The organism is Flavobacterium aquicola (assembly GCF_003385115.1).
GTDB lineage: Bacteria > Bacteroidota > Bacteroidia > Flavobacteriales > Flavobacteriaceae > Flavobacterium > Flavobacterium aquicola.
On sequence record NZ_QUNI01000002.1, the window covers coordinates 410,245 to 430,838 of the forward strand.

Here is a 20,594-nt window from a genome sequence, read left to right on the forward strand (position 1 = left end):
GTATTTTAGCACTCAAATTAAGTTTATTAAATATGAGAATTTTAGTTATTCAACAAAAAAGAATTGGTGACGTACTTACAAGCACAATAATATGTAATAATTTAAAAAAACAATTTCCACTGTATACAATTGATTACATGTGTTATACCAATAGTGTTGATGTATTAATTGACAATCCAAATATCGATACCGTAATCCCGTTATCTCATAAAGCCAGAAAAAATTATTTTTCCCTGTTTAAGTTTATTTTTAAAATTAGAGCTAAAAAATATGATGTTGTGATTGATGTTTACAATAAATTAGAAACAAATTTAATTACAATGTTTGCTGGTTCCAACATTAAAATAGCATATCACAAATGGTACACTTCATTGTTTTACACGCACAATTTAAAACGTTTTGAAAACACCGAAACTCCAAAATATGGTTTTGCCATTGACAATAGACTTTTATTATTGGAACCGTTAAATTTGGACCAAAATAAAATAGATCCCTACCCTAAACTTTTTGTAAGTCCCGAAGAAGATGAAAAAACTATTTCTCTATTTGAAAAACATAACATAAACAGGGACAAAAAAACAATAATGATCAGTTTGCTGGGAAGTGAAAAAAACAAAACATATCCCTTGGAATACATGACAAAAGTTGTTGAATACGCTGCCAGCCATAAAGACGTAACAATACTTTTTAATTACTTTGAAAATCAAATTGAAGATGCCAAAAAGATATATAATTCCTGTTCAAAAGAAACTCAGGAAAAAATACATTTTGATTTATTTGGTAAAGATTTAAGATCATTCATAGCCATAATGAATCAATGCGATATGATTATTGGAAATGACGGAGGTGCAATTAATATGGCAAAAGCATTAAATAAACCAGCCTTTACCATTTTTTCCCCTTTCGTAGAAAAGAAAATCTGGGCTACTTTTGAAGATGGATTAAGATACATATCTGTTCACTTAAAAGATTTCAGGCCTGAACTGTTTGGTGACAATATTAATCATAGCGAAATAAAGAAAAACTCAGCCTCACTATATCAGCTGCTTTCACCTGAATTGTTCAAAAACAAAATTGATTTTTTCATAAATAACAATTAAACAGCACATTAATCTTATTGGAACAATCTAATTTATTTTATCGAATTCATAAAAAACTTATTTCATCATAATTAATGGATGTTTCAATTATTATAGTCAACTACCGAAGTTGGAAGCCATTACACAACTGTCTCGAATCATTATTTTCAATAGATAAAACAAAAATAAATTTTGAAGTAATCATTGTAGATAATTTTTCGAATGACGGTGAATTTGATTTTTTTCAAAATAAATTTAAAGATTTTATCTTCATTAAAAACGGCATCAATTCTGGTTTTGCCAGTGGATGCAATTTGGGCGCCAAAGAAGCAAAAGGTAATTATTTTTTATTTCTGAACCCTGATACTATAATTTCGCCCGAAACGCTTAACACACTTTATACAACATATCAAGACCATTCGGATATCGGAATATTATCCTGCTTACAGGTTGACAGAAAAAACCGTTTCTTTAATCAAAAAAACATATTTCCATCTCTTGTCCAGATTTTTGGAACAAGCAGATTTTTTCACAGGAAAATAATAAAAAAAAGAATAGAGATAATTTTCAATGCCAAAGAAGAATTATTTTATCCTGACTGGGTTACAGGAGCTGTGATTTTTATTAGCAAAGATTGGTTCAAAAGAGTGAATGGCTGGAACGAAGACTATTGGCTCTATTTTGAAGATGTCGAAATCTGCAGAAAAATAAACCAGAAAAACGGCAAAATTGCAGTGACCCGAAATACAATTGTTTTACACGAACACGGCGGTTCTTCAAGACACGATTTTGAAACAGAACATATTAGTAAGACCGAAGTTATCATTTCAAAACATGTTTACATAAACAATAATTTTAATTCATTAACTAAAATAGCAGCGCATTCACTTTTGATAATCTTCATAATTATAGAAAAAATTTTTCTGTCTCTTTTAAGTTTATTTTTGTTTTCTAGTTTAAAATTAAGAACAAACAGATACATCCTCAAAAATTTATGTTCTTATTATTTTAATTGCCTAAAAGAACAAACCTGGCTAAGCAAAAGAGCTGTAAACTATCAAAAGATAAACGCATGACAAATAGTAACGCCGAAAAATTATCTGTCTTGATTATAACATTAAATGAGGAAAAACATTTAAAAACTTTATTATCTGATTTAGACTTTGCTGATGAAATAGTGATTATCGATTCGTTTAGTAACGATCGAACAGAAATCATTGCAAAATCTTTCCCGAAAGTAAAGTTCATTCAAAACAAATTCGAAAATTTTTCAGTACAAAGAAATTTTGCAATCTCGCAAGCTAAAAATGACTGGATACTTTTTCTTGATGCTGATGAAGTTTTAACACCTGAATTAAAACAGGAAATCATTGAAACTTTACAAAATAACAAAACCTATTCAGCCTATTTTTTTGAAAGAATTTTTATGTTTGAGAGTTCTGTTTTAAAATACAGCGGTAACCAGACAGACAAAATATTTCGGCTTTTTGACAAAAAATCAGCGAGATATGATGAAAAAAGACTGGTGCACGAGAAACTAATCGTCGATGGCAAAATTGGTTCTTTAAAAAACAAACTGATTCACCACTCCTATTCCAGCTACCATGATTATAAAGAAAAAATTATTTTTTATGGTAAATTTAAAGCTCAGGAAAAATTTATAAAAAAAGTAAAACCCAGCTTCATTCTGAAATTACTGCATCCGAGCTATAATTTTTTATATAATTACTTTATTAGGCTAGGATTTCTTGATGGCAAAAAAGGAATCTTTATTTGCTATCTAAATGCTTATTGTATTGTAATTCGTTACAGGGAATTAAAAAAATTATGGAAACAAGATCAGGATCTTATTTCCAAAACTTAAGTTTCTTCTTTAATCTTTTCTTTCTGTAGAATTTTTCCTGAAACTTAGCCGTTTTTGACCATAGAGTTTCAAATATTAAATCCTCGAACTCGCCTGATATTTTTGCATATTCATTACTCATTACTTTTACCATATCTTTTACAGGCGTTAATCGGCAGAGATTTTTCATCCTTAAATCAAATGACATTTTTTCATGAAAATTCATTCTGTTTAAATCAACCAAAAAGAAATCATAATGACCATCAGCATTCTTTTTAATTAATGTATTTCCTGGAGAATGATCCTTAAATTCAATTCCTTTTTGATGCAGATCATACGAAAAACGGGTAAACTGCCTCAATATAATTTCATGATCTGGATAATCCGATAATTCCAGTAATTCTCTAAAAGTTAAATCACACTGCAGGTGCTCGCAGGCATAATAACTGTCTTTCAATCCCAGCCAATTATAATTCTCAAGATATGCGATAGGCTGTGGTGTTCCGATTCCATTTTCTAATAAACGCGTGGCATATTCGAAAGAACGTCTTGCTTTAGACTTTCTAAAATATCTATATGCAATCTTATTAATCAAATTGGGAATTTTGAAAGATTTTATGTTGATCGTCATTCCATCAAATTCAAACAATTTGATGACATTTCTTTTCCCTTCAATAAAAACCTCGCCTGTATTAGAGAATTTATTTATGATATTTTCTATTTCTTGCGATTTATTCAAAAAAGAAGGTTCAAATTTTGAAATCATATATTTTAAATTTATATTTCTACAAAAATATACTTTTTAAGCTTAAAAAATGATTTAACTTTACACCTAAATAACAAAACATGCAAGCAAAAAAAATTTTTTTAGAATCCCACAATCTCAATAATCTTGCAACTGGTTTAGGCACATTTAATTTTGATTTAATATGTGGATTATCACATCAAAATATAGATGATTTAGAAATAAATCTACTAGCTGGAAATGTTTCAAAATTTAAAAAAATATTTGGAGAAAAGTTCAAATACAAACAATATCTCTCCATTCAGCGATATAAAACATTTTATACGCGAAATAGATATGACTTATGGCACTCTTTGAATCAAAACACTAAAATTGAGCCTTATTACCCTTCAAAATATGTTTTAACCATTCACGATGTTAATTTTTTTGAAGAGATTTCTTCTGATTACAATCACAAAAGAAATAAGCTGTTTACCGAAAAACTGAAACGAGCTGACAAAATCACTTATATTTCGGAGTATGCAAAAAAGCAGACACATCAATATTTCGACATTCCTAAAATAGAAGAAAAAGTAATTTACAATGGAAATCCAATATTTGATTTCTTAGACACTTCGTCATGTAATAATCCGTTTAACGCTGAAAAGCCTTTTTTTTACTCAATTGGTGATTTCATTGAAAGAAAAAATTTCGAGGCCATTATAACAATGATGGTAAATCTAAAAGATTTTAATCTGATTATTTCTGGAAACAATAATAAAGTATACGGCGAAAAAATAAAAAAATTAATTATTGATCTTAAATTAGAAAAGCAAGTTTTTTTAACCGGTAAAGTAAGCAATGCACAGAAACAATATTATCTGCAAAATTGTACTGCGTTTCTATTCCCTTCCATAAGAGAAGGTTTTGGCCTGCCTCCTATTGAGGCAATGAAATTTAAAAAACCTGTATTTCTATCTGATCTCAGTTCTCTGCCTGAAATAGGTTCTGATGCTGCATATTATTGGAATAATTTCGATCCCGATTATATGAAAAACATATTGACCGAAGGCTTAAATCATTTTGAAAATAACAGAGTCATAATGGGATCAAAACTATATGACAGAGCTAATTATTTTAACTGGGACAAATCTTCCAAGGAATATTTGGAAATATACAGATCACTATTGTTTTAATCAATCAAAGAAAATATTTTAGGCACAATCATACCTTTTAAATATAAAATTAGGTATCCTCCGTGTTTTTGAATCCAAACTTTACAAAATAAATTTTGAATTTATCTGCTATTTTTTTTAATCAAAAATAAATGATTTAACATTCTCAAAAAAACACTTATTATATTTTATGTTTTAGATATTATTAACATCTCGATTATCAAAACAATGAAATTTTACCTTGTTTTGTAAATAAGATAAAATAGTAAAAGAAACATGACAGGAATGCAGAAATCCGAATGAATTTTAATAATATAATTCGTTTCTTTGCAAGTATAATCAGAATATACTTTATCATATACAAAAATAAAAAATCTCAATAAAAGAGATAAACTACCGAAAACAAATTATTTAATAATGTTTGACATAGCAGTAATCTTAATCAATTATAATTCGAGCGAATACAGTATAAATTGCATTCGTTCCATCATCGACAATACAGCAAAAATAATTAATTATCAGATCATTATCACTGATAACTGTTCAAAAAAAGAAGATTACCACAAACTAAAATTCTTTTGTGAAGAAGCTGGTCTACCTAACCTACAACTTCATCGAAGTAAAATAAACACAGGTTTTGGTGCTGGAAATATGGCTGGTTACCATTATGCCAATGCTAAATATGTTGCTTTTGTAAATAATGACACTTTATTTTTAAACGACTGCTTTTCTATCTTAATGGAAGCTATTGAAAAAGACGAAAATATTGGGGTTGTTGGAGGCCAACCATATACAGAAACAGGTAAACAATTGATTGCTTTTGATCATTTTACTTCAATGACAAAAGAGTTTTTAGGTAGAGCCTTTTTAGAAAAAATTAATCCGAAAAAATATCCAAAAAGAAAATTCGAATATACAAATCCTCTCAAAGTAAATTCTATGGGGGGTAGTTTTATGTTTATGAGAAGTAATGATTTCAATAAAGCGGGTGGTTTTGATACTAACATTTTTCTATATTATGAAGAAAGTGATTTATCTATGCGTCTGCTAAAAATTGGAAAATCTAGTTATTTAATTCCAGATGCTAAATACATTCATTCACACGGCGCAAGTACACCGAAAAATATTTTGATTAAGACAGAATTAAAAATTTCACTTTTATATATAATACAAAAGCATCATGGTTCCATAAGCTTTTGGATTTTATTAAACTACCTAAGAATAACATACTTATTTAATACGATTTTCAAACCAAGATATTGGCATTTGCTTAAAGTACTTCTGGCAGGAGCTCCTTTATCAAAATCACTTAAAACTAAGCAAATAATAGAAGAAGATGGGAATATTTAAAGATATCAAACGCTATTTTAAAAAAAGAACTTTGCTTAAAAATCAACTGGATCACTATATACCTAACTATAACAACTACAACCCATTAAATAAAACAATAGTTTTTATCAGCAGAAGTATGCTGACTCCAGATAAAGATTCTGGATCCAACAGACTTAAAGAAATTATTATATCATTTATAGAACAAGGCTATAATTCTATCATTTGCACAGAAAATGCATATATATCAGATAAATATATAAACTATTTTAGTGACCTTGGAGCGATTGTATATATTGAAAGTAATCAATATAAAAACTATTTTGAATTTTTGAAAGCAGTTCCAAAAATAGATTATGTTTGGTATTATGGTCCAAATACTTTGAAAGACAATTTTTACAAGATTGCTAAAATACTGCCAAATTCAAAATCAATTTATGATATGGTTGACATTCACTTTTTGCGTTATCAAAGAGTAATTCAACTAGAACCAACTCGGATTTCTCATAAAACAAAGTATAAAAAATACTTTGAAATTGAAACAAAATTATCCCAAAAAACAGATTATATCATTACTATATCTGATATAGAAAAAGAAGTTATGGCGAAATATGTTGATCCCAATAAATTAATTACCATTTCGAATATTCATTATCCTAAAATCAAAATAGAAGATACTTTACCTTTCGAAAAAAGAAAGGATATACTATTTATAGGCTCTTCCCACACACCAAACATTGATGCCATTTATTATCTATATAATGAAATAATGCCTTTGGTTTGGAAAAAAATCCCAGACTTAAAAGTAAATATTATTGGGTCTGTAAATAATGAAGTAAAAGAAATTGAGCATCCTAATTTTGCTTTTTTGGGATATGTTGAAAACATTGACGATTCATTTATTTCTAATAAATTTATGATTGCACCACTAAGATATGGAGCAGGCGTGAAAGGAAAAGTTGGTCAAGCTTTTGAATATTATTTACCTGTTATTACCTCATCCATAGGAGCTGAAGGAATGCATTTAACACACAATAAGAATGCTTTGATTGAAGATACTAAAGAAGGATTTGCGGAATCCATAATTGAATTGTATACCAACAAAAACTTATGGTTGAAATTACAAAACAACTCTGAGGAAAGTTTACACCCATTCTCAAAAGAAATTTTAAAGAAAACCCTAATAAAATTAAATCAGTCAAATAACGGAACTCATTATTTTACTTAACGGTAATATGATGAAATTTAACTTTCTAGGTTATCAAACATTCTTAACTTTTTAAAAAGTTTAGATTACTTCTAAAAAAATCACTTGTTATTTAAAAATTTTATCAATTTTTTCATAACAAGTGGCTTTGTCATTATTAGTTAGGAAATATTTTTTTCCATAATTTGAAATTTCCGAGTAGTAATTTTTATCAGCGAGTATTAATTTTATGGCCTCTGCAAATTCTTTTGGATTATCTCTAACCAAGCAGCCATTATTTATCTTATTACTCATTCCGTCCACCCCGCGTGTATTGCACACCACTGGTAAACCAAACGACAAAGCTTCAATCACTTTAATTTTCAAACCCGTACCTGACAGCATTGGACAAATGGCAATTTTGGACTGTAAATAATAATCACGCAAATTATCGGCAAAATCAATTTTAAAAACATTTTCACAATTTTTAAAATGATCACAGATTCGGCCAATTACCAAAATATTAATTTCTTTGGGCAACAAAGGATATACTTCAGTAACAAACCAATTCGCCGCGGTTATGTTATGAGAATTATTACTCGCCACATAAATCAAATCATACTTCTTTTCATATGAAACTTCAGTAATATTATTGTCTAAAAAATGTGAAAGCGTAACAACATCTTTTTTAATGAATTGAGAAAATAGATAATTTTCCTCAACTGATATTACAAATATTTTATCAAAATGATTAAGTATTTCCATTTCCTTTTGAAAATATTTACCTAGATTAAAGCTCTTCATTTCTTGAAATTGAGAAGTCAAAAAATCATGGGTATCTATGCAAAGTTTAGCTTTTTTCAAAAATACATTATCAATTACCAAACCCGCCCAATAAGCATAAGAAATAATAATATAATCGTAATCGTTGGATTTTAAAATTTCATTGAAATAAGATTGGTTTCCAAATCGTATTCTACTGAAATGTTTGATTTTTCTAAAAAGCTTATTTGGAATAGAATAGCTAAAAAGATACTTCAATCTATTTTGTTTTCTTTTAAATTCTTTTAACAAATAGCCTTTTTTAATTAACTCTTTTGTTTCAAGATTGTGAATATCATTGTAAGTAAAATTTCCTGATTCAACTCCAACAAAATCTACCTCAATTGATCGACTTTTAAAATAATGTAATAATGAATTAGCTCTTGAATTATTACCTTGATTTAATAATAAAGGATTTTCTGGATAGAAATATAAAATTCGCATATATATTTTAAAAAAGTTTTATTGTAATGTTTTTAATTTTTTCGAAACTGAGTTATCAAATCCAACCACTTATTCATAATATCCTTTTCATTGTATTTTTTAACCATTTCGTGAGCTATTATCCCCATTTGTTGCCTTAAATTCTTATTAGTCATTAAAACTTCTAAAGATTCACGCATCGCATTTTCATCTTTCGCTAAAAACCCATTTGCAGTATGCTCTATTAATTCGTTTACTCCCGAACAAGTTTCAAAACCTACAGAGGGGAGCCCAACAGACATAGCTTCAACCAAAGCCAGTGGAAATCCTTCATATTTACTCGGGAAAATAAACAGGTCTGATTCCCTCATTTTTTCCAAAGGATCACTTGTAAATCCATTGAAAAATACTCTATCTTCAATTCCTAAAACCTTTACCTGATTTTGCAATTTTTCTAGGTCATTACCTATCCCCCAAAAATGCAAATCCCAATTTAAGTATTTATTTGCTACACCAGAAAACACTGAAATGGCTATATCTTGCTGTTTACAGCTTATAACCAATGAAGCTACGTTTATAATTTTAAACCTTTCTTTTTCTTTGCAATGATCAATTATTTCTGAATCATTAACTTGAAGAACCGGATTTGAAATGGTAACGGCCTGTCCTGTGAAAGTATCTGGTAAGTAATTATTATAACTGTCAAATAAAACCTGAATGGCAGCTAAATTCTTATACGACTCTTTGATTAATCGCATTTCGTTTTCGGAACGGTACCACAACAGATCTGAATAATCATAATCAGGCCTCCCATTTACAGAGTTAATTATAGGAATTTCATAATTATTCTCATAGGTGATTTCCAACAGAGAACCAATATTCATTGTAATAATTAAATCAGGCTTTGCTGCTATAATATACTTATTCCATGCTTGTGAACGATGAGACAAATTAAATGTATTCAAACCATCAATTCCTCCCATTTTTTTCAATAAAATCTTATTTCGCAGCTTTGTATACTTTTTTACGACCTTATGGCACATCCACGAAAAAGGATTTTTCCCTTTATAATTATGCAAATCTAATAGATGCTTTTGAATATGTTGCTTATCAAAAATATTCGTAATCTGCACCATTTCATCCAAGGGAAAAAATGGATTTCCGGAGGTATGTTCATTTGTGGCGATTTCAACTTCAAAATTATTTTTGGCTAAATTATTAGCTAAATAACAACCTATCTTTTCAGTTCCTCCTGATCCATTTAAAAAACCACGAACCTGAATTATTACTATCTTCATCTAAAAAACATTTAACTTTATTTCATTCCGCACTTGTTCACGCATTTTTTTTCTAATTTTGGATACAGGAATAAATCTAACAAGAAATAATCTGATTTTATATTTTAATTTTAATCTTCTGTAAAAACCATCAAATTGAACTGAATCCTTAGAGTTTATAAAATAAGTAAAAGAAGTACTCAGTTTTTTTTCATCTGCACTAATTAAAAAAGGTAATATGTTTTTTAGCACAAATGTCTTTATTATTGGATGTAAATATTTTTTTTGTTCTTCATTCAATGGCATAGAAAGATATCTTAATTGGAACGGTTCGTGCTCCATAAAAAAAGCTAGGTGCAACGAATGAGAATAATACAGATTATTCCTCTTATAAAAATCATCTAAAATTTCAAACCATTTAGGTATTTTCAGAAGTACTTTGTCTACACTATCATTATTTATTTTATGATTTTGATTTTCATGCATTCTATAATGATAAACTCCTGCAGGATTTGTTCCAATTCTTTTGGTTAATGCCAATAATTGATGAGAAAATAATCCATCTTCACATGGCTGTATATTAGCTGGAAATCTTACATCTGAATGTTTTATTAAAAAGTCATGTTTCAAGAGCTGCGCCCAAGTAGGTAATGCCGTAACATTTGGCAACCAACTACAACAATACTCGCCAATGATAACAATATCAAAGTTTCCTGTTTTGGCCACTTCGTATGAACTCTTTAGAAATTCAGAATCAATAGTATCATCGGAATCCATAAAAAAAATATATTCCCCTTCTGCCAATTCCAAACCGTTGTTTCTTGCATTTGAAACCCCAGAATTTTTTTGTCTCAATAATTTGATCCTAGAATCTTTTTGTGAAAATTGCTCACAAATCATTAATGATTTATCTATTGATCCGTCATCAACCAAGATAATCTCAATATTTTTTAAACTTTGTAACAAAACACTTTCTATAGTTTCTTCGATAAAATTTTCTACATTATAAACAGGAATGATAACAGATATTAAAATATTTGAATTGGCAATTTTCATTTAAACTTGAAATTAGTTTTCAAATATACATAAGTAATCCCATTTATTTCACAAAGGCAAATTGAAATTAAATAGTACAAATATTTAAGAATTGTTTTTTTAAACAATGAAAAAACTATCGGGATTACCTCTGCAATTAATTAACAATCCAAAAACTAAATCAAAATTTACAACTATATTTGTACGTATTATACCAATAGTACAAACATCATTCAATGAAAATAACAATAGTAAGTTACGACAATTGGGGTTTAAACAATCATTTAAAAAAAGCTTTGGAACAAAAAGGATATATAGTACACCACATTAATTTTTTTGATTTTAAATATGAATACCCCAATTTTAAAACTAAACTGTGTAATTTTATTTTAAAAACATTTACCGATAAAAACATCAAAAATATTTACTACGGTAATGAAATACTAAAAAAATTAGAAGAAAATCCTGATAAACAAGATATAATTCTAACGATAAAAGGAGATTTCATCGATCCAAAAGCTATTTTGAAGTTCAGGAAATATACCAAAAAATCAATAGCCTTTTTTAATGATAGTATTTCTAGATTCCCAAAGACAAAAAAAGTCATTTCATGTTTCGACGATGTTTATTCTTTTGAAAAAGACGACTGTTTAAAATATAAATTAAAATTCATTACCAATTGGATTTATCCTACTCCAATAAAGAATAAAGGAAGTAAACAATATCAGGTTTTTAATATCAGTTCCAAAGACAGACGCTTTTCATTTATAAAAAAAATAGCCTCCGTTTTAAACGAAAAAAATATCAATTCTAAAATTCTTGTTTTTGATAAAAAAGCTAAAAACCAAAAGTCCAGTACTATTGAATTCATATCAAGACAAATTCCATTGACCGAGATTAATGAATATTTGCAAGCTTCTCAAGTTTTGCTAGACATTAGCAGAAAAGGACAAAAGGGTCTCTCTTTTAGAGTATTTGAAAGTGCAGGATTAGAAAAAAAACTTATCACAACAAATGCTGATATCAAAAACTATGACTTTTATAATCCAAATAATATTATGGTAATAAATGAAAAAAAAATTGACATACCATTGGATTTTTTCAATAATGAGTATGAAAAAATTCCTGAAACACTATTCTATAAATACACTTTAGAAGGCTGGATTAATCAGGTGATAAAATAATTTATTGAATTATGTCAAAATACAACTAATAAACCTACAATATTAAAGTATATTTGCATTTTTTAGAATAAGCATTTTAAAAATATTTATTCTAGGTATTATTTATCCAAAAAATAAATTCATGAAAATATATTTCTCATTATTAATTACTATCCTAACAATTTCATCTCTAAAAGCTCAAAACGTTTCTGTAGGATCTATCGACATGATAGAACAAAGAAGCAGAAATGAACAATTATTAGGTAATACAAATCCACTTGTGTCCTATACTCTGCGCCCATTGGCTTTAAATCTAGTAGACACCACTCAAACAAAATCTAATAAAAAAGTATATATAAAAATACTTCCAATAACACTAACTCAACAATACAATACTTTCGCACCTTACGGCTGGAATGACGGCTCCATGATTCCTGCAAAAGGTTATCAATCGTTTCTCAGTGCTGGCTTGTTTGCAGAATATGGAATCTTAAGCATTCAGCTGAAACCCGAAAATGTATATGCCGCCAATCCTGAATATGACATTTTCCCGTTAACGGAAACTGATCGTGCTCGAGAATTGAATATCTTAAATTTAAATCATACAGATTTACCTTTACTTTTTGGAAATAAATCTTACAGTAAATTAAATTGGGGACAAAGTAATATCAAACTCAATATCAATAAATTTTCTATTGGCTTATCTACGGAAAACTTGTGGTGGGGACCTGGAACTAGAAATTCATTGATAATGAGTAATAATGCTGCTGGCTTTTTACATTTCACATTAAACACCAGACAACCTGTGAAAACTTTTATTGGAAGTTTTGAAGGACAAATCATATCCGGAAAATTAGAAGGTTCTGGTTTTACAAGTCCAAAATCACAGTTTATAATTGATGGTGAAGATTATGAAATTCCCAAAAGCAATGATTGGCGCTACCTTAATGGCTTATCCATAAACTATAACCCAAAATGGATACCAGGTTTATTTTTGGGGCTAAACCGAACTATACAGGTTTACCATGATGACTTAGGACATGGGTTTTCTGACTATATGCCAATATTTGCTCCTTTCCAGAAAAAAAAGCTAAAAGGAGAAGATGCCAAAAACAGAGACCAATTGGCTTCCCTTTTTTTTAGATGGGTAATGAAGGAGTCTAAATTTGAATTTTATGGAGAAACCGGCTGGAATGATCATGCACAGGACATAACAGACTTATTTCATTCACCTGAACATTCCAAAGCTTACCTATTTGGTTTTAATAAACTTTTTATGCTTAACAAAACCAAAAACAATTATCTAAAAGTAAATTTTGAAACCACACATTTAGAACAAAGTGCTGACCGGATTGTAAGATCTGGCGGTTCATGGTATCGCCATTATCAAATTTTACAGGGGTACACCAACAAAGGTGAAGTTTTGGGAGCAGGAATTGGCTCAGGCAGTAACTTACAAACGCTTGATTTTAGTTTATGGCAAAAAGATAAAGTGTGGGGAATTCAAATAGAACGATATGCTCACAACATGGACTTCTTTTATGATGCCTATAGAGATTACAATAACAAATGGGTAGATTTGATGTTTAATACATATGCATATCAAAAATTTGGAAAACTAGATATTCAAGCCAAATTGAACACCGCTATAAGTAATAACTATCAGTACCAATATGAGAATAGAGAAATAAATATGCAGTTTCAGCTCAGTTTACAATATCACTTATAAAATCTAACCAAATACTTTTGACAAGTATTTAATTTTTTCATTTGAAATTATAATTTTTAAAAATAATTCACAAAATATAACACTAGACAATATGAAAACATCTGTTGCGATGTGTACCCATAATGGTGAAAAATTCATTAAATACCAGATCGAAAGTATCTTACAGCAATCATTACCAATTGATGAAATTGTTATTTGTGATGATGGATCCAATGACAAAACAATTGAAATTATAACGCAGTTTCAGCAAGAATATCCGAATAAAATCTTTTTGCACAAAAACCCAATAAATATAGGAAGCAATAAAAATTTTGAAAAAGCCATTTCTCTCTGTAATGGCGATTATATTTTTTTGAGTGATCAAGATGATATTTGGAAAAAAAATAAAGCCGAGAAAATAATTCAGTATTTTTCAAAAAATGAATCAGCCGAAGCAGTCTTTTCAAATGCAGAATTAATTAATGACAATAATAAAAAATTCACAGATAATAATCTTTGGAATTCTATAGGCTTTATCGAAAATCAATTACCTAAACCTATTGATTTATTCCATCATATTAAATTTAAATCAAATACGGTAACTGGAGCAACACTTTGCATAAAACAGGAAATAAAACCGCTAATTTTACCTATTCCGGATATCCAAAAATTTCATCATGATGAATGGATAGCTATTATTATTGCTTCAAGAAAAAAATTAGAATATCTGACTGATGAATTAATTTCCTACAGAATACATACAGAACAACAGATTGGTGCGAAAGGAAATCTAAATAAAAACAGATTAAAAAATCATCTGGCAACAGCAAACCATATTTTAGACCATACTACTCCTGAAAAATACCTGGATTATGCAAGATTAACTAGAATATATTATCGTAATTATTTAAAATTTAAAAAAGTAGCTAAAAACACAAAAGAAAACTCACCTGTTAATTTTAAAGAAATATCGGAAACCAATTTAGAGTTATTCAAAAAATGTAATGATTCATTAAAAAAAGTCAATCCTGTTTTATATTTTTTCAGAACTTTTACCGATAAAATAAGAGGAAAAAGGCAATTATAGATAAAATCACAAGAATAATTATTATGCAAAGTAATCAAAATTATTATGTAAAAGGAGATTTTATAAAAAGGGGACACACTCGACAGACATTATTAAAAAATAACATAACAAATCACATTCAATATTTTTTTATATCCCTTTTCATTCCTCTTTTAATTTTCGTCAATAGATTATTCAATAAAAAAACTAACAGCTATAAATACACTGTAAGTCTGTGTGGCATATTTAAAAATGAAGCAAAGTTTCTGGATGAATGGATTCAGTTTCATCTGGTAATTGGTATTGAACATTTCTATTTATACAATAACAATTCTGATGATAATTTTGCTGATGTACTCAAACCATATATAGAAAAAGGAATTATTGATTTGATTGATTGGCCTTTCAATCATTCTCAAATGGATGCTTATCAGGATTGCTATAATAAATTCAGGAATGAAACTAATTGGCTGACATTTATTGATGCTGACGAATTTATCTGCCCTATAACTGCAAATGACATTAAATCATGGTTAAAATCTTATAAAAATTACCCCGGAGTTGCAGTTTACTGGAAACAATTTGGATCAAACGGAAAATTACAGCACAATAATCATGAATTAGTAATTGAGCAATATACCCAATGCTGGCCCAAACCTAGTACCTATTCAAAAATGTTTTGCAACATGGATTTTCCAATTACAAAATTTAAGAATCCGCATATTTTTAATTCAAAAATATGGGGAATAAAGATACCTCCCATTAACCAGTATAAAAAAATTATTGTATTAGGAATACATCGCTTTTCCATTTTGGGCAGTTCAACTATACAAATAAATCATTATTGGGGAAAAGCATACGATACTTTTGTTGAAAATAAAATCAACAAAACCGATGTATATCACGAAAATAGTATTGAAATGGGAAAGCAGCGTAAAAATCTATTAAAATCGCATGAAGCAATGTGTACTGATCGAGATTATACAATTCACCGTTTTTTATTATTCACAAAATTAATGAACAAGGCTTAATTTGCCTTTACTGCCCCAAAACTATACTCTGTGCTTAAACAATCTATCAAAATCTAAATCCTAAAAGCTCCGTTTTTTACCAAAAAACCAACGTTTTAATGACTTCAAATAAATATCTTTGCAGCTTATTAAAAAAGAAATGGATATCAATCAAGAAATTCTTAACGCATTCGAAGTCATAAAAAGTGGCGGAATCATCCTATACCCTACCGATACCGTTTGGGGAATCGGCTGTGATGCTACAAATCCCGAAGCCGTTGCCAAAATATACAAACTCAAACAACGAGCAGAAACTCAAAGCATGATTTGCCTGATGAATGGCGAAAAAATGATCTATAATGTTTTCAAAGAAATTCCCGAAGTCGCTTGGCAAATATTGGACTTATCCGAAAACCCAACCACTCTTGTTTTAGACAAACCTCGAAATGTAGCACCCAATTTGATAGCAACCGACAATACTTTGGCCATTCGCATTGTCAAAGAGCCGTTTTGTTTCAAATTGATGGAGCGTATGAAAAAACCATTGGTATCTACTTCGGCAAATATATCCGGTCAGCCTACTCCAAAAAGTTTCAAAGAAATTAGTCCCGAAATTATAAATGGCGTTGACTATGTTGTAAATTTGTACCACGATAAAGTCGCTGGAAAACCTTCAACAATCATTAAATTAACTAATGATTCACAGGTAAAAGTGATTCGTAAATAGTTTGCAGTATTCAGTTTTCAGTTTTCAGTTAAACAACTTTAAACTCTAAACTCTAAACAAAAATAATGAATTACAAAGAAGCCTTAAACAATAAAATATTCGAAGTCATTTCGCAGGCTTCTCAAGAACTCAATGTCGAAAGTTATGTCATTGGAGGATTTGTACGTGACTTACTTTTAAAGAGGGATTTCAAAAAAGATATTGATGTAGTTGCCGTTGGAAGCGGAATCGAATTAGCCTTAAAAGTATCCGAATTACTGCCTAAAAAACCAAAAGTTCAAGTTTTCAAGACTTATGGAACTGCCATGTTGCGTTTTGAAGACACCGAAATTGAATTCGTAGGTGCGCGAAAAGAATCCTATAATCTTGACAGCAGAAATCCAATTGTAGAAGACGGAACATTAGAAGACGACCAAAACAGACGCGATTTTACCATAAACGCTTTGGCTTTATCCTTAAATCCAAATACTTTTGGAGACCTTTTGGATCCTTTCGGTGGTATTGTTGATTTGGAAAACAAAACCATAAAAACACCTCTTGATCCAGATATTACTTTTTCGGACGACCCTTTGCGAATGCTTAGAGGAATACGATTTGCTGCACAATTGGGATTCGAAATAGAACAAAATTCATTGGACTCGATTACCAAAAATGCCGAACGTATCAAAATCATTTCTGGTGAGCGAATCGTTGAGGAATTGAATAAAATTCTTTCCACAGATAAACCTTCGGTTGGTTTTTTACTATTATATAAAACCGGACTTTTGGACATTATCCTTCCGGAACTAACTGCTTTGAATCAAGTTGAAGAAATAGAAGGTCATACACACAAAAACAACTTTTATCACACTCTCGAAGTTGTGGATAATATTTGCCCAAATACTGACGATGTTTGGTTACGCTGGTCAGCTTTGCTTCACGACATTGGAAAAGCACCTACCAAACGTTTCAACAAAAAACAGGGCTGGACTTTTCACGGACATGAATTTCTTGGTGGAAAAATGGCAAAAAAGATTTTTGAACGTCTTCATATGCCTTTGAACCACAAAATGAAATTTGTCCAAAAAATGGTTATCATGAGTTCCCGTCCTATTGTTTTGGCGCAAGACATAGTGACCGATTCTGCCGTACGTCGTTTGGTTTTTGATGCCGGTGAAGATGTCGAAAATCTAATGACACTTTGCGAAGCCGATATAACAACCAAAAACCCGAATAAATTCAAAAAATATCATAAAAATTTTGAAATCGTTCGCCAAAAAATCGTAGAAGTCGAAGAACGAGACCATGTACGCAATTTTCAACCGCCTATTTCGGGGGAGGAAATTATGGAAATCTTTAACTTAAAACCTTCTCGCGAAATCGGACAGCTCAAAGATGCCGTGAAAGAAGCTATTTTGGAAGGAGAAATCCCCAATGACTATGATTCTGCTTATGCATTTGTATTGAAAAAAGGAGAGAAATTAGGATTGAAAAAGGTTGCAAAGTAGCTAAGTTACAAAGCAAAAGAACTTTCAAAAAAAAGTCTTCGATTTCTTTCTCGAAATATTAAATTTAAAGCTTTTAAACACAAAAATAGAGAATGAAAACTTTTAGAGATTTATTAATTTGGCAAAAAGCAATGGCTTTAGTAACAAATTGTTATTCTGCATCTTCAAACTTCCCAAAAGATGAACTATTTGGTTTAACTTCTCAAATTAGAAGATGTTCAATTTCAATTCCAAGTAATATCTCTGAAGGATTTGGAAGAGGAACAAATAAAGATTACCATCGATTTTTAACAATAGCACTTGGTTCGTTGTTTGAATTTCAAACGCAAATTGAGATTGCCTTTAACTTGAAATATATTCCTGAATCTGATTTTAATAAACTTTACGAAGACAGTAGAGAATTGGAACGAATGTTAAGTTCCTTCATGAACAAAGTAAAATCAACTTTGTAACTCTACAACTTAGCTACTTTGAAACTTAATATAAAATGAAAAACAATAAATCCGTAATTATCTGGCTCCTATCGGGTTGCTTTTTAGTATTTGTAATGGTTGTTGTGGGTGGAATCACCCGATTGACAAATTCCGGTTTATCCATGACCGACTGGCATTTGGTTACCGACACATTTCCTCCGCTTACCGAAGCCAAATGGCAGGAAGCTTTCGACCGATACAAACAATTTCCAGAATACCAAAAAATCAATATTCATAACGATTTTACACTTTCAGATTATAAGTTTATCTATTTCTGGGAATGGTTTCACCGTTTCATTGGCCGAATAATTGGTCTTGCTTTTATAGTTCCATTCTTTTATTTCCTGCTTAAGAAAAAAATTGACAGAGCCACTTTAAACAAATGCTTTGTCCTTCTTGGAATGGGAGCTTTACAGGGATTTTTTGGATGGTTTATGGTAAAAAGCGGTTTGGTTGACAATCCAGACGTGAGTCATTTCCGCCTTTCACTGCACCTTACCTTTGCCTTTGTGACATTCGCATATACCCTTTGGGTCGCCTTGGATTTAATCTATCAAGACAAAAAAAATGCCATCATTCCATTGCGAAAAATAGCACGATACGCTTTGGCCTTTTTGCTTCTGCAAATTATCTACGGAGGTTTTGTTGCTGGGTTAAACGCGGGTTTAATCCACAATCATTGGCCCTTAATGAGCGATGGACAGCTCATTCACGACAGTGTATTTATCGAACAAAAAACACTGCTTCTAAATCTTACCGAAGGAAAGAGCGGTGTTCAATTAGTTCACAGAACATTGGCTTATGTTGTAGTCGGGCTCATTTTATTTCTTTATTTCAAAAGCAAAAAATACAGTATTGATACGCAACAACAAAAAGGGCTAAATGCATTGGTTATCATAGTCTTTTTACAATTTACATTAGGCGTTTTCACGCTTCTTTATAGCGTTCCGCTTTGGTTGGGGCTAACACATCAAATTGTCGCTTTCTTTTTATTAACCGCAATGACTTATACCTTACACCGATTGAGCAAATAATTTTATACTAATAAGAAAAGCTTTTGGAATAACTATCTCATCAATGAGGAAATTTTTCCAAAAGCTTTTTTGTTATTTTTAAATCATCATTTAGTAAACAAATAGTTAAAATAGCTTTATTTTTGTAGTCCGACTATATTGTCTCATCTTATTGTTTTCAACGCTACAAATGCCAAAACTTGCCACTCAAAATCAATTTCTTGATTTATCCGATTATGGTAGACCGTTTGCAAGATATTTTGCAAATCAATTAAAAAGCACTCGTTTTACCCCCATACACGTAACTCTTCTTTTTGGCGTTTCGGGTCTAGTTGCGATCTATTGTATTTTACAGAATCATTACTTATTAGCTTCTTTTTTTATCATCCTAAAATCGATAATTGATGCCGTCGACGGAGAACTTGCACGCGCAAAAAACACACCGTCATACACTGGAAGATACCTCGACAGCATCTTTGACATCATACTAAATTTTCTGCTCTTAATGTCCATTTGTTATGTCTCCGAAACTACTCTTTGGACTACAATTTTAGCCTTCATTGGTATCCAATTACAAGGAACATTATACAACTATTATTATGTGATTTTGAGGCACAATTTATCGGGAGGAGATACTACCAGTAAAATTTTTGAAGATAAATCACCGATAGCTTTAGCAGGCGAAAGTCAAAAAACGGTAGATATTTTTTTTCAGATATATACTTTTGTTTATGGCATTTTTGATTCTATAATCCATTATTTGGACAAAGAAGCTTACAAGGTAAAATCATTTCCAAATTGGTTTATGACGGTTGTATCGCTGTATGGTTTGGGTTTTCAATTATTACTAATTGCCATTATGCTCACATTAAACAGAATAGAATATATTGCAGAGTTTTTAATCTTATACACTTCCCTGATTCTCATCATAATCGGCATCAGAAAGACGTTTATTCGGCCGTAAAAGGGTCATAGTCAAAATCTATACAACATAACCAAAATACACAAATTCAGCATTTTAAATAAATTAACTTCAACAAACTGAAGAAGTACT

General features: G+C 30.1%; 19 protein-coding genes. 15 read left to right on the forward strand and 4 right to left on the reverse strand.

Features of this window, described 5'->3' with window-relative positions:
* Nucleotides 1–32 precede the first annotated feature (32 nt).
* From C8P67_RS04310 to C8P67_RS04320, 3 genes are all read left to right on the forward strand, one after another.
* Entirely contained in the window at nucleotides 33–1,100 is a 1,068-nt protein-coding gene (locus C8P67_RS04310; protein ID WP_115810757.1) for a glycosyltransferase family 9 protein, read from the forward strand.
* 74 nt (nucleotides 1,101–1,174) lie between these two features.
* Complete coding sequence (locus C8P67_RS04315; protein ID WP_115810759.1) at nucleotides 1,175–2,155, forward strand: glycosyltransferase family 2 protein; 981 nt, start codon at nucleotides 1,175–1,177, stop codon at nucleotides 2,153–2,155.
* Entirely contained in the window at nucleotides 2,152–2,943 is a 792-nt protein-coding gene (locus C8P67_RS04320; protein ID WP_115810761.1) for a glycosyltransferase family 2 protein, read from the forward strand. Before C8P67_RS04315 ends, C8P67_RS04320 begins: the two co-directional genes overlap by 4 nt.
* On the opposite strand, the gene C8P67_RS04325 is transcribed toward C8P67_RS04320, so the two are convergent.
* Nucleotides 2,927–3,688 carry a lipopolysaccharide kinase InaA family protein gene (locus C8P67_RS04325; RefSeq protein WP_115810763.1) on the reverse strand — a complete coding sequence of 254 codons (762 nt, stop codon included), beginning with the start codon at nucleotides 3,686–3,688 and terminating at the stop codon, nucleotides 2,927–2,929. The genes C8P67_RS04320 and C8P67_RS04325 overlap by 17 nt on opposite strands.
* Before the next feature lie 80 nt (nucleotides 3,689–3,768).
* Here C8P67_RS04325 and C8P67_RS04330 point away from each other — a divergent pair, with 80 nt between their 5' ends.
* From C8P67_RS04330 to C8P67_RS04340, 3 genes are all read left to right on the forward strand, one after another.
* Nucleotides 3,769–4,842 (forward strand): glycosyltransferase family 4 protein, encoded by a 1,074-nt coding sequence (locus C8P67_RS04330; RefSeq protein WP_115810765.1) that lies wholly within the window; start codon nucleotides 3,769–3,771, stop codon nucleotides 4,840–4,842.
* 396 nt (nucleotides 4,843–5,238) lie between these two features.
* Nucleotides 5,239–6,171 carry a glycosyltransferase family 2 protein gene (locus C8P67_RS04335; RefSeq protein WP_115810767.1) on the forward strand — a complete coding sequence of 311 codons (933 nt, stop codon included), beginning with the start codon at nucleotides 5,239–5,241 and terminating at the stop codon, nucleotides 6,169–6,171.
* Nucleotides 6,158–7,378, forward strand: a complete 1,221-nt coding sequence (locus C8P67_RS04340; protein ID WP_115810769.1) for a glycosyltransferase — start codon at nucleotides 6,158–6,160, stop codon at nucleotides 7,376–7,378. The genes C8P67_RS04335 and C8P67_RS04340 overlap by 14 nt, the downstream gene beginning before the upstream one ends.
* 87 nt (nucleotides 7,379–7,465) lie before the next feature.
* On the opposite strand, the gene C8P67_RS04345 is transcribed toward C8P67_RS04340, so the two are convergent.
* The 3 genes from C8P67_RS04345 to C8P67_RS04355 are packed head-to-tail and all read right to left on the reverse strand — an operon-like array spanning nucleotide 7,466 to nucleotide 10,914.
* Nucleotides 7,466–8,602 (reverse strand): glycosyltransferase, encoded by a 1,137-nt coding sequence (locus C8P67_RS04345; RefSeq protein ID WP_115810771.1) that lies wholly within the window; start codon nucleotides 8,600–8,602, stop codon nucleotides 7,466–7,468.
* A 32-nt stretch (nucleotides 8,603–8,634) separates the two neighbouring features.
* Nucleotides 8,635–9,879, reverse strand: a complete 1,245-nt coding sequence (locus tag C8P67_RS04350; RefSeq protein WP_115810773.1) for a glycosyltransferase — start codon at nucleotides 9,877–9,879, stop codon at nucleotides 8,635–8,637.
* Nucleotides 9,880–10,914, reverse strand: coding sequence for a glycosyltransferase family 2 protein (locus tag C8P67_RS04355; RefSeq protein WP_115810775.1), 1,035 nt, complete (start codon nucleotides 10,912–10,914; stop codon nucleotides 9,880–9,882).
* A gap of 215 nt (nucleotides 10,915–11,129) precedes the next feature.
* On the opposite strand from C8P67_RS04355, the gene C8P67_RS04360 reads away from it, so the two are divergent.
* The 9 genes from C8P67_RS04360 to C8P67_RS04400 all read left to right on the forward strand — a co-directional run bounded on the left by C8P67_RS04360 (nucleotide 11,130) and on the right by C8P67_RS04400 (nucleotide 20,504).
* Nucleotides 11,130–12,077 carry a hypothetical protein gene (locus tag C8P67_RS04360; protein WP_115810777.1) on the forward strand — a complete coding sequence of 316 codons (948 nt, stop codon included), beginning with the start codon at nucleotides 11,130–11,132 and terminating at the stop codon, nucleotides 12,075–12,077.
* Between the two features lie 121 nt (nucleotides 12,078–12,198).
* The gene (locus tag C8P67_RS04365; RefSeq protein ID WP_115810779.1) at nucleotides 12,199–13,785 is read left to right on the forward strand and encodes a capsule assembly Wzi family protein; all 1,587 of its coding nucleotides are present in this window, start codon (nucleotides 12,199–12,201) and stop codon (nucleotides 13,783–13,785) included.
* Between the two features lie 91 nt (nucleotides 13,786–13,876).
* Nucleotides 13,877–14,851: a glycosyltransferase family 2 protein gene (locus C8P67_RS04370; RefSeq protein ID WP_115810781.1), complete on the forward strand. Its 975-nt coding sequence runs from the start codon at nucleotides 13,877–13,879 to the stop codon at nucleotides 14,849–14,851.
* Nucleotides 14,852–14,874: 23 nt separating this feature from the next.
* Nucleotides 14,875–15,861, forward strand: a complete 987-nt coding sequence (locus C8P67_RS04375; RefSeq protein ID WP_115810783.1) for a glycosyltransferase family 92 protein — start codon at nucleotides 14,875–14,877, stop codon at nucleotides 15,859–15,861.
* A 139-nt stretch (nucleotides 15,862–16,000) separates the two neighbouring features.
* On the forward strand, nucleotides 16,001–16,567 hold the full coding sequence (locus C8P67_RS04380) for an L-threonylcarbamoyladenylate synthase (protein ID WP_115810785.1): 567 nt from the start codon (nucleotides 16,001–16,003) through the stop codon (nucleotides 16,565–16,567).
* A gap of 65 nt (nucleotides 16,568–16,632) precedes the next feature.
* On the forward strand, nucleotides 16,633–18,054 hold the full coding sequence (locus C8P67_RS04385; RefSeq protein WP_115810787.1) for a CCA tRNA nucleotidyltransferase: 1,422 nt from the start codon (nucleotides 16,633–16,635) through the stop codon (nucleotides 18,052–18,054).
* Nucleotides 18,055–18,146: 92 nt separating this feature from the next.
* Nucleotides 18,147–18,506, forward strand: a complete 360-nt coding sequence (locus C8P67_RS04390; RefSeq protein ID WP_115810789.1) for a four helix bundle protein — start codon at nucleotides 18,147–18,149, stop codon at nucleotides 18,504–18,506.
* A 35-nt stretch (nucleotides 18,507–18,541) separates the two neighbouring features.
* Entirely contained in the window at nucleotides 18,542–19,561 is a 1,020-nt protein-coding gene (locus C8P67_RS04395; RefSeq protein ID WP_115810791.1) for a COX15/CtaA family protein, read from the forward strand.
* A 169-nt stretch (nucleotides 19,562–19,730) separates the two neighbouring features.
* On the forward strand, nucleotides 19,731–20,504 hold the full coding sequence (locus tag C8P67_RS04400) for a CDP-alcohol phosphatidyltransferase family protein (protein ID WP_115810793.1): 774 nt from the start codon (nucleotides 19,731–19,733) through the stop codon (nucleotides 20,502–20,504).
* Nucleotides 20,505–20,594 lie beyond the last annotated feature (90 nt).

What these genes read in the sequence shown, in the direction of transcription:
- C8P67_RS04360 (WP_115810777.1), top strand. Translation starts at nt 11,130, where the DNA reads ATGAAAATAACAATAGTAAGTTACGACAATTGGGGTTTAAACAATCAT.
- C8P67_RS04340 (WP_115810769.1), top strand. Translation starts at nt 6,158, where the DNA reads ATGGGAATATTTAAAGATATCAAACGCTATTTTAAAAAAAGAACTTTG.
- C8P67_RS04375 (WP_115810783.1), top strand. Translation starts at nt 14,875, where the DNA reads ATGCAAAGTAATCAAAATTATTATGTAAAAGGAGATTTTATAAAAAGG.
- C8P67_RS04350 (WP_115810773.1), bottom strand. Translation starts at nt 9,879, where the DNA reads ATGAAGATAGTAATAATTCAGGTTCGTGGTTTTTTAAATGGATCAGGA.
- C8P67_RS04355 (WP_115810775.1), bottom strand. Translation starts at nt 10,914, where the DNA reads ATGAAAATTGCCAATTCAAATATTTTAATATCTGTTATCATTCCTGTT.
- C8P67_RS04310 (WP_115810757.1), top strand. Translation starts at nt 33, where the DNA reads ATGAGAATTTTAGTTATTCAACAAAAAAGAATTGGTGACGTACTTACA.
- C8P67_RS04385 (WP_115810787.1), top strand. Translation starts at nt 16,633, where the DNA reads ATGAATTACAAAGAAGCCTTAAACAATAAAATATTCGAAGTCATTTCG.
- C8P67_RS04345 (WP_115810771.1), bottom strand. Translation starts at nt 8,602, where the DNA reads ATGCGAATTTTATATTTCTATCCAGAAAATCCTTTATTATTAAATCAA.
- C8P67_RS04335 (WP_115810767.1), top strand. Translation starts at nt 5,239, where the DNA reads ATGTTTGACATAGCAGTAATCTTAATCAATTATAATTCGAGCGAATAC.
- C8P67_RS04400 (WP_115810793.1), top strand. Translation starts at nt 19,731, where the DNA reads ATGCCAAAACTTGCCACTCAAAATCAATTTCTTGATTTATCCGATTAT.
- C8P67_RS04325 (WP_115810763.1), bottom strand. Translation starts at nt 3,688, where the DNA reads ATGATTTCAAAATTTGAACCTTCTTTTTTGAATAAATCGCAAGAAATA.
- C8P67_RS04390 (WP_115810789.1), top strand. Translation starts at nt 18,147, where the DNA reads ATGAAAACTTTTAGAGATTTATTAATTTGGCAAAAAGCAATGGCTTTA.
- C8P67_RS04315 (WP_115810759.1), top strand. Translation starts at nt 1,175, where the DNA reads ATGGATGTTTCAATTATTATAGTCAACTACCGAAGTTGGAAGCCATTA.
- C8P67_RS04370 (WP_115810781.1), top strand. Translation starts at nt 13,877, where the DNA reads ATGAAAACATCTGTTGCGATGTGTACCCATAATGGTGAAAAATTCATT.
- C8P67_RS04320 (WP_115810761.1), top strand. Translation starts at nt 2,152, where the DNA reads ATGACAAATAGTAACGCCGAAAAATTATCTGTCTTGATTATAACATTA.
- C8P67_RS04395 (WP_115810791.1), top strand. Translation starts at nt 18,542, where the DNA reads ATGAAAAACAATAAATCCGTAATTATCTGGCTCCTATCGGGTTGCTTT.
- C8P67_RS04365 (WP_115810779.1), top strand. Translation starts at nt 12,199, where the DNA reads ATGAAAATATATTTCTCATTATTAATTACTATCCTAACAATTTCATCT.
- C8P67_RS04330 (WP_115810765.1), top strand. Translation starts at nt 3,769, where the DNA reads ATGCAAGCAAAAAAAATTTTTTTAGAATCCCACAATCTCAATAATCTT.
- C8P67_RS04380 (WP_115810785.1), top strand. Translation starts at nt 16,001, where the DNA reads ATGGATATCAATCAAGAAATTCTTAACGCATTCGAAGTCATAAAAAGT.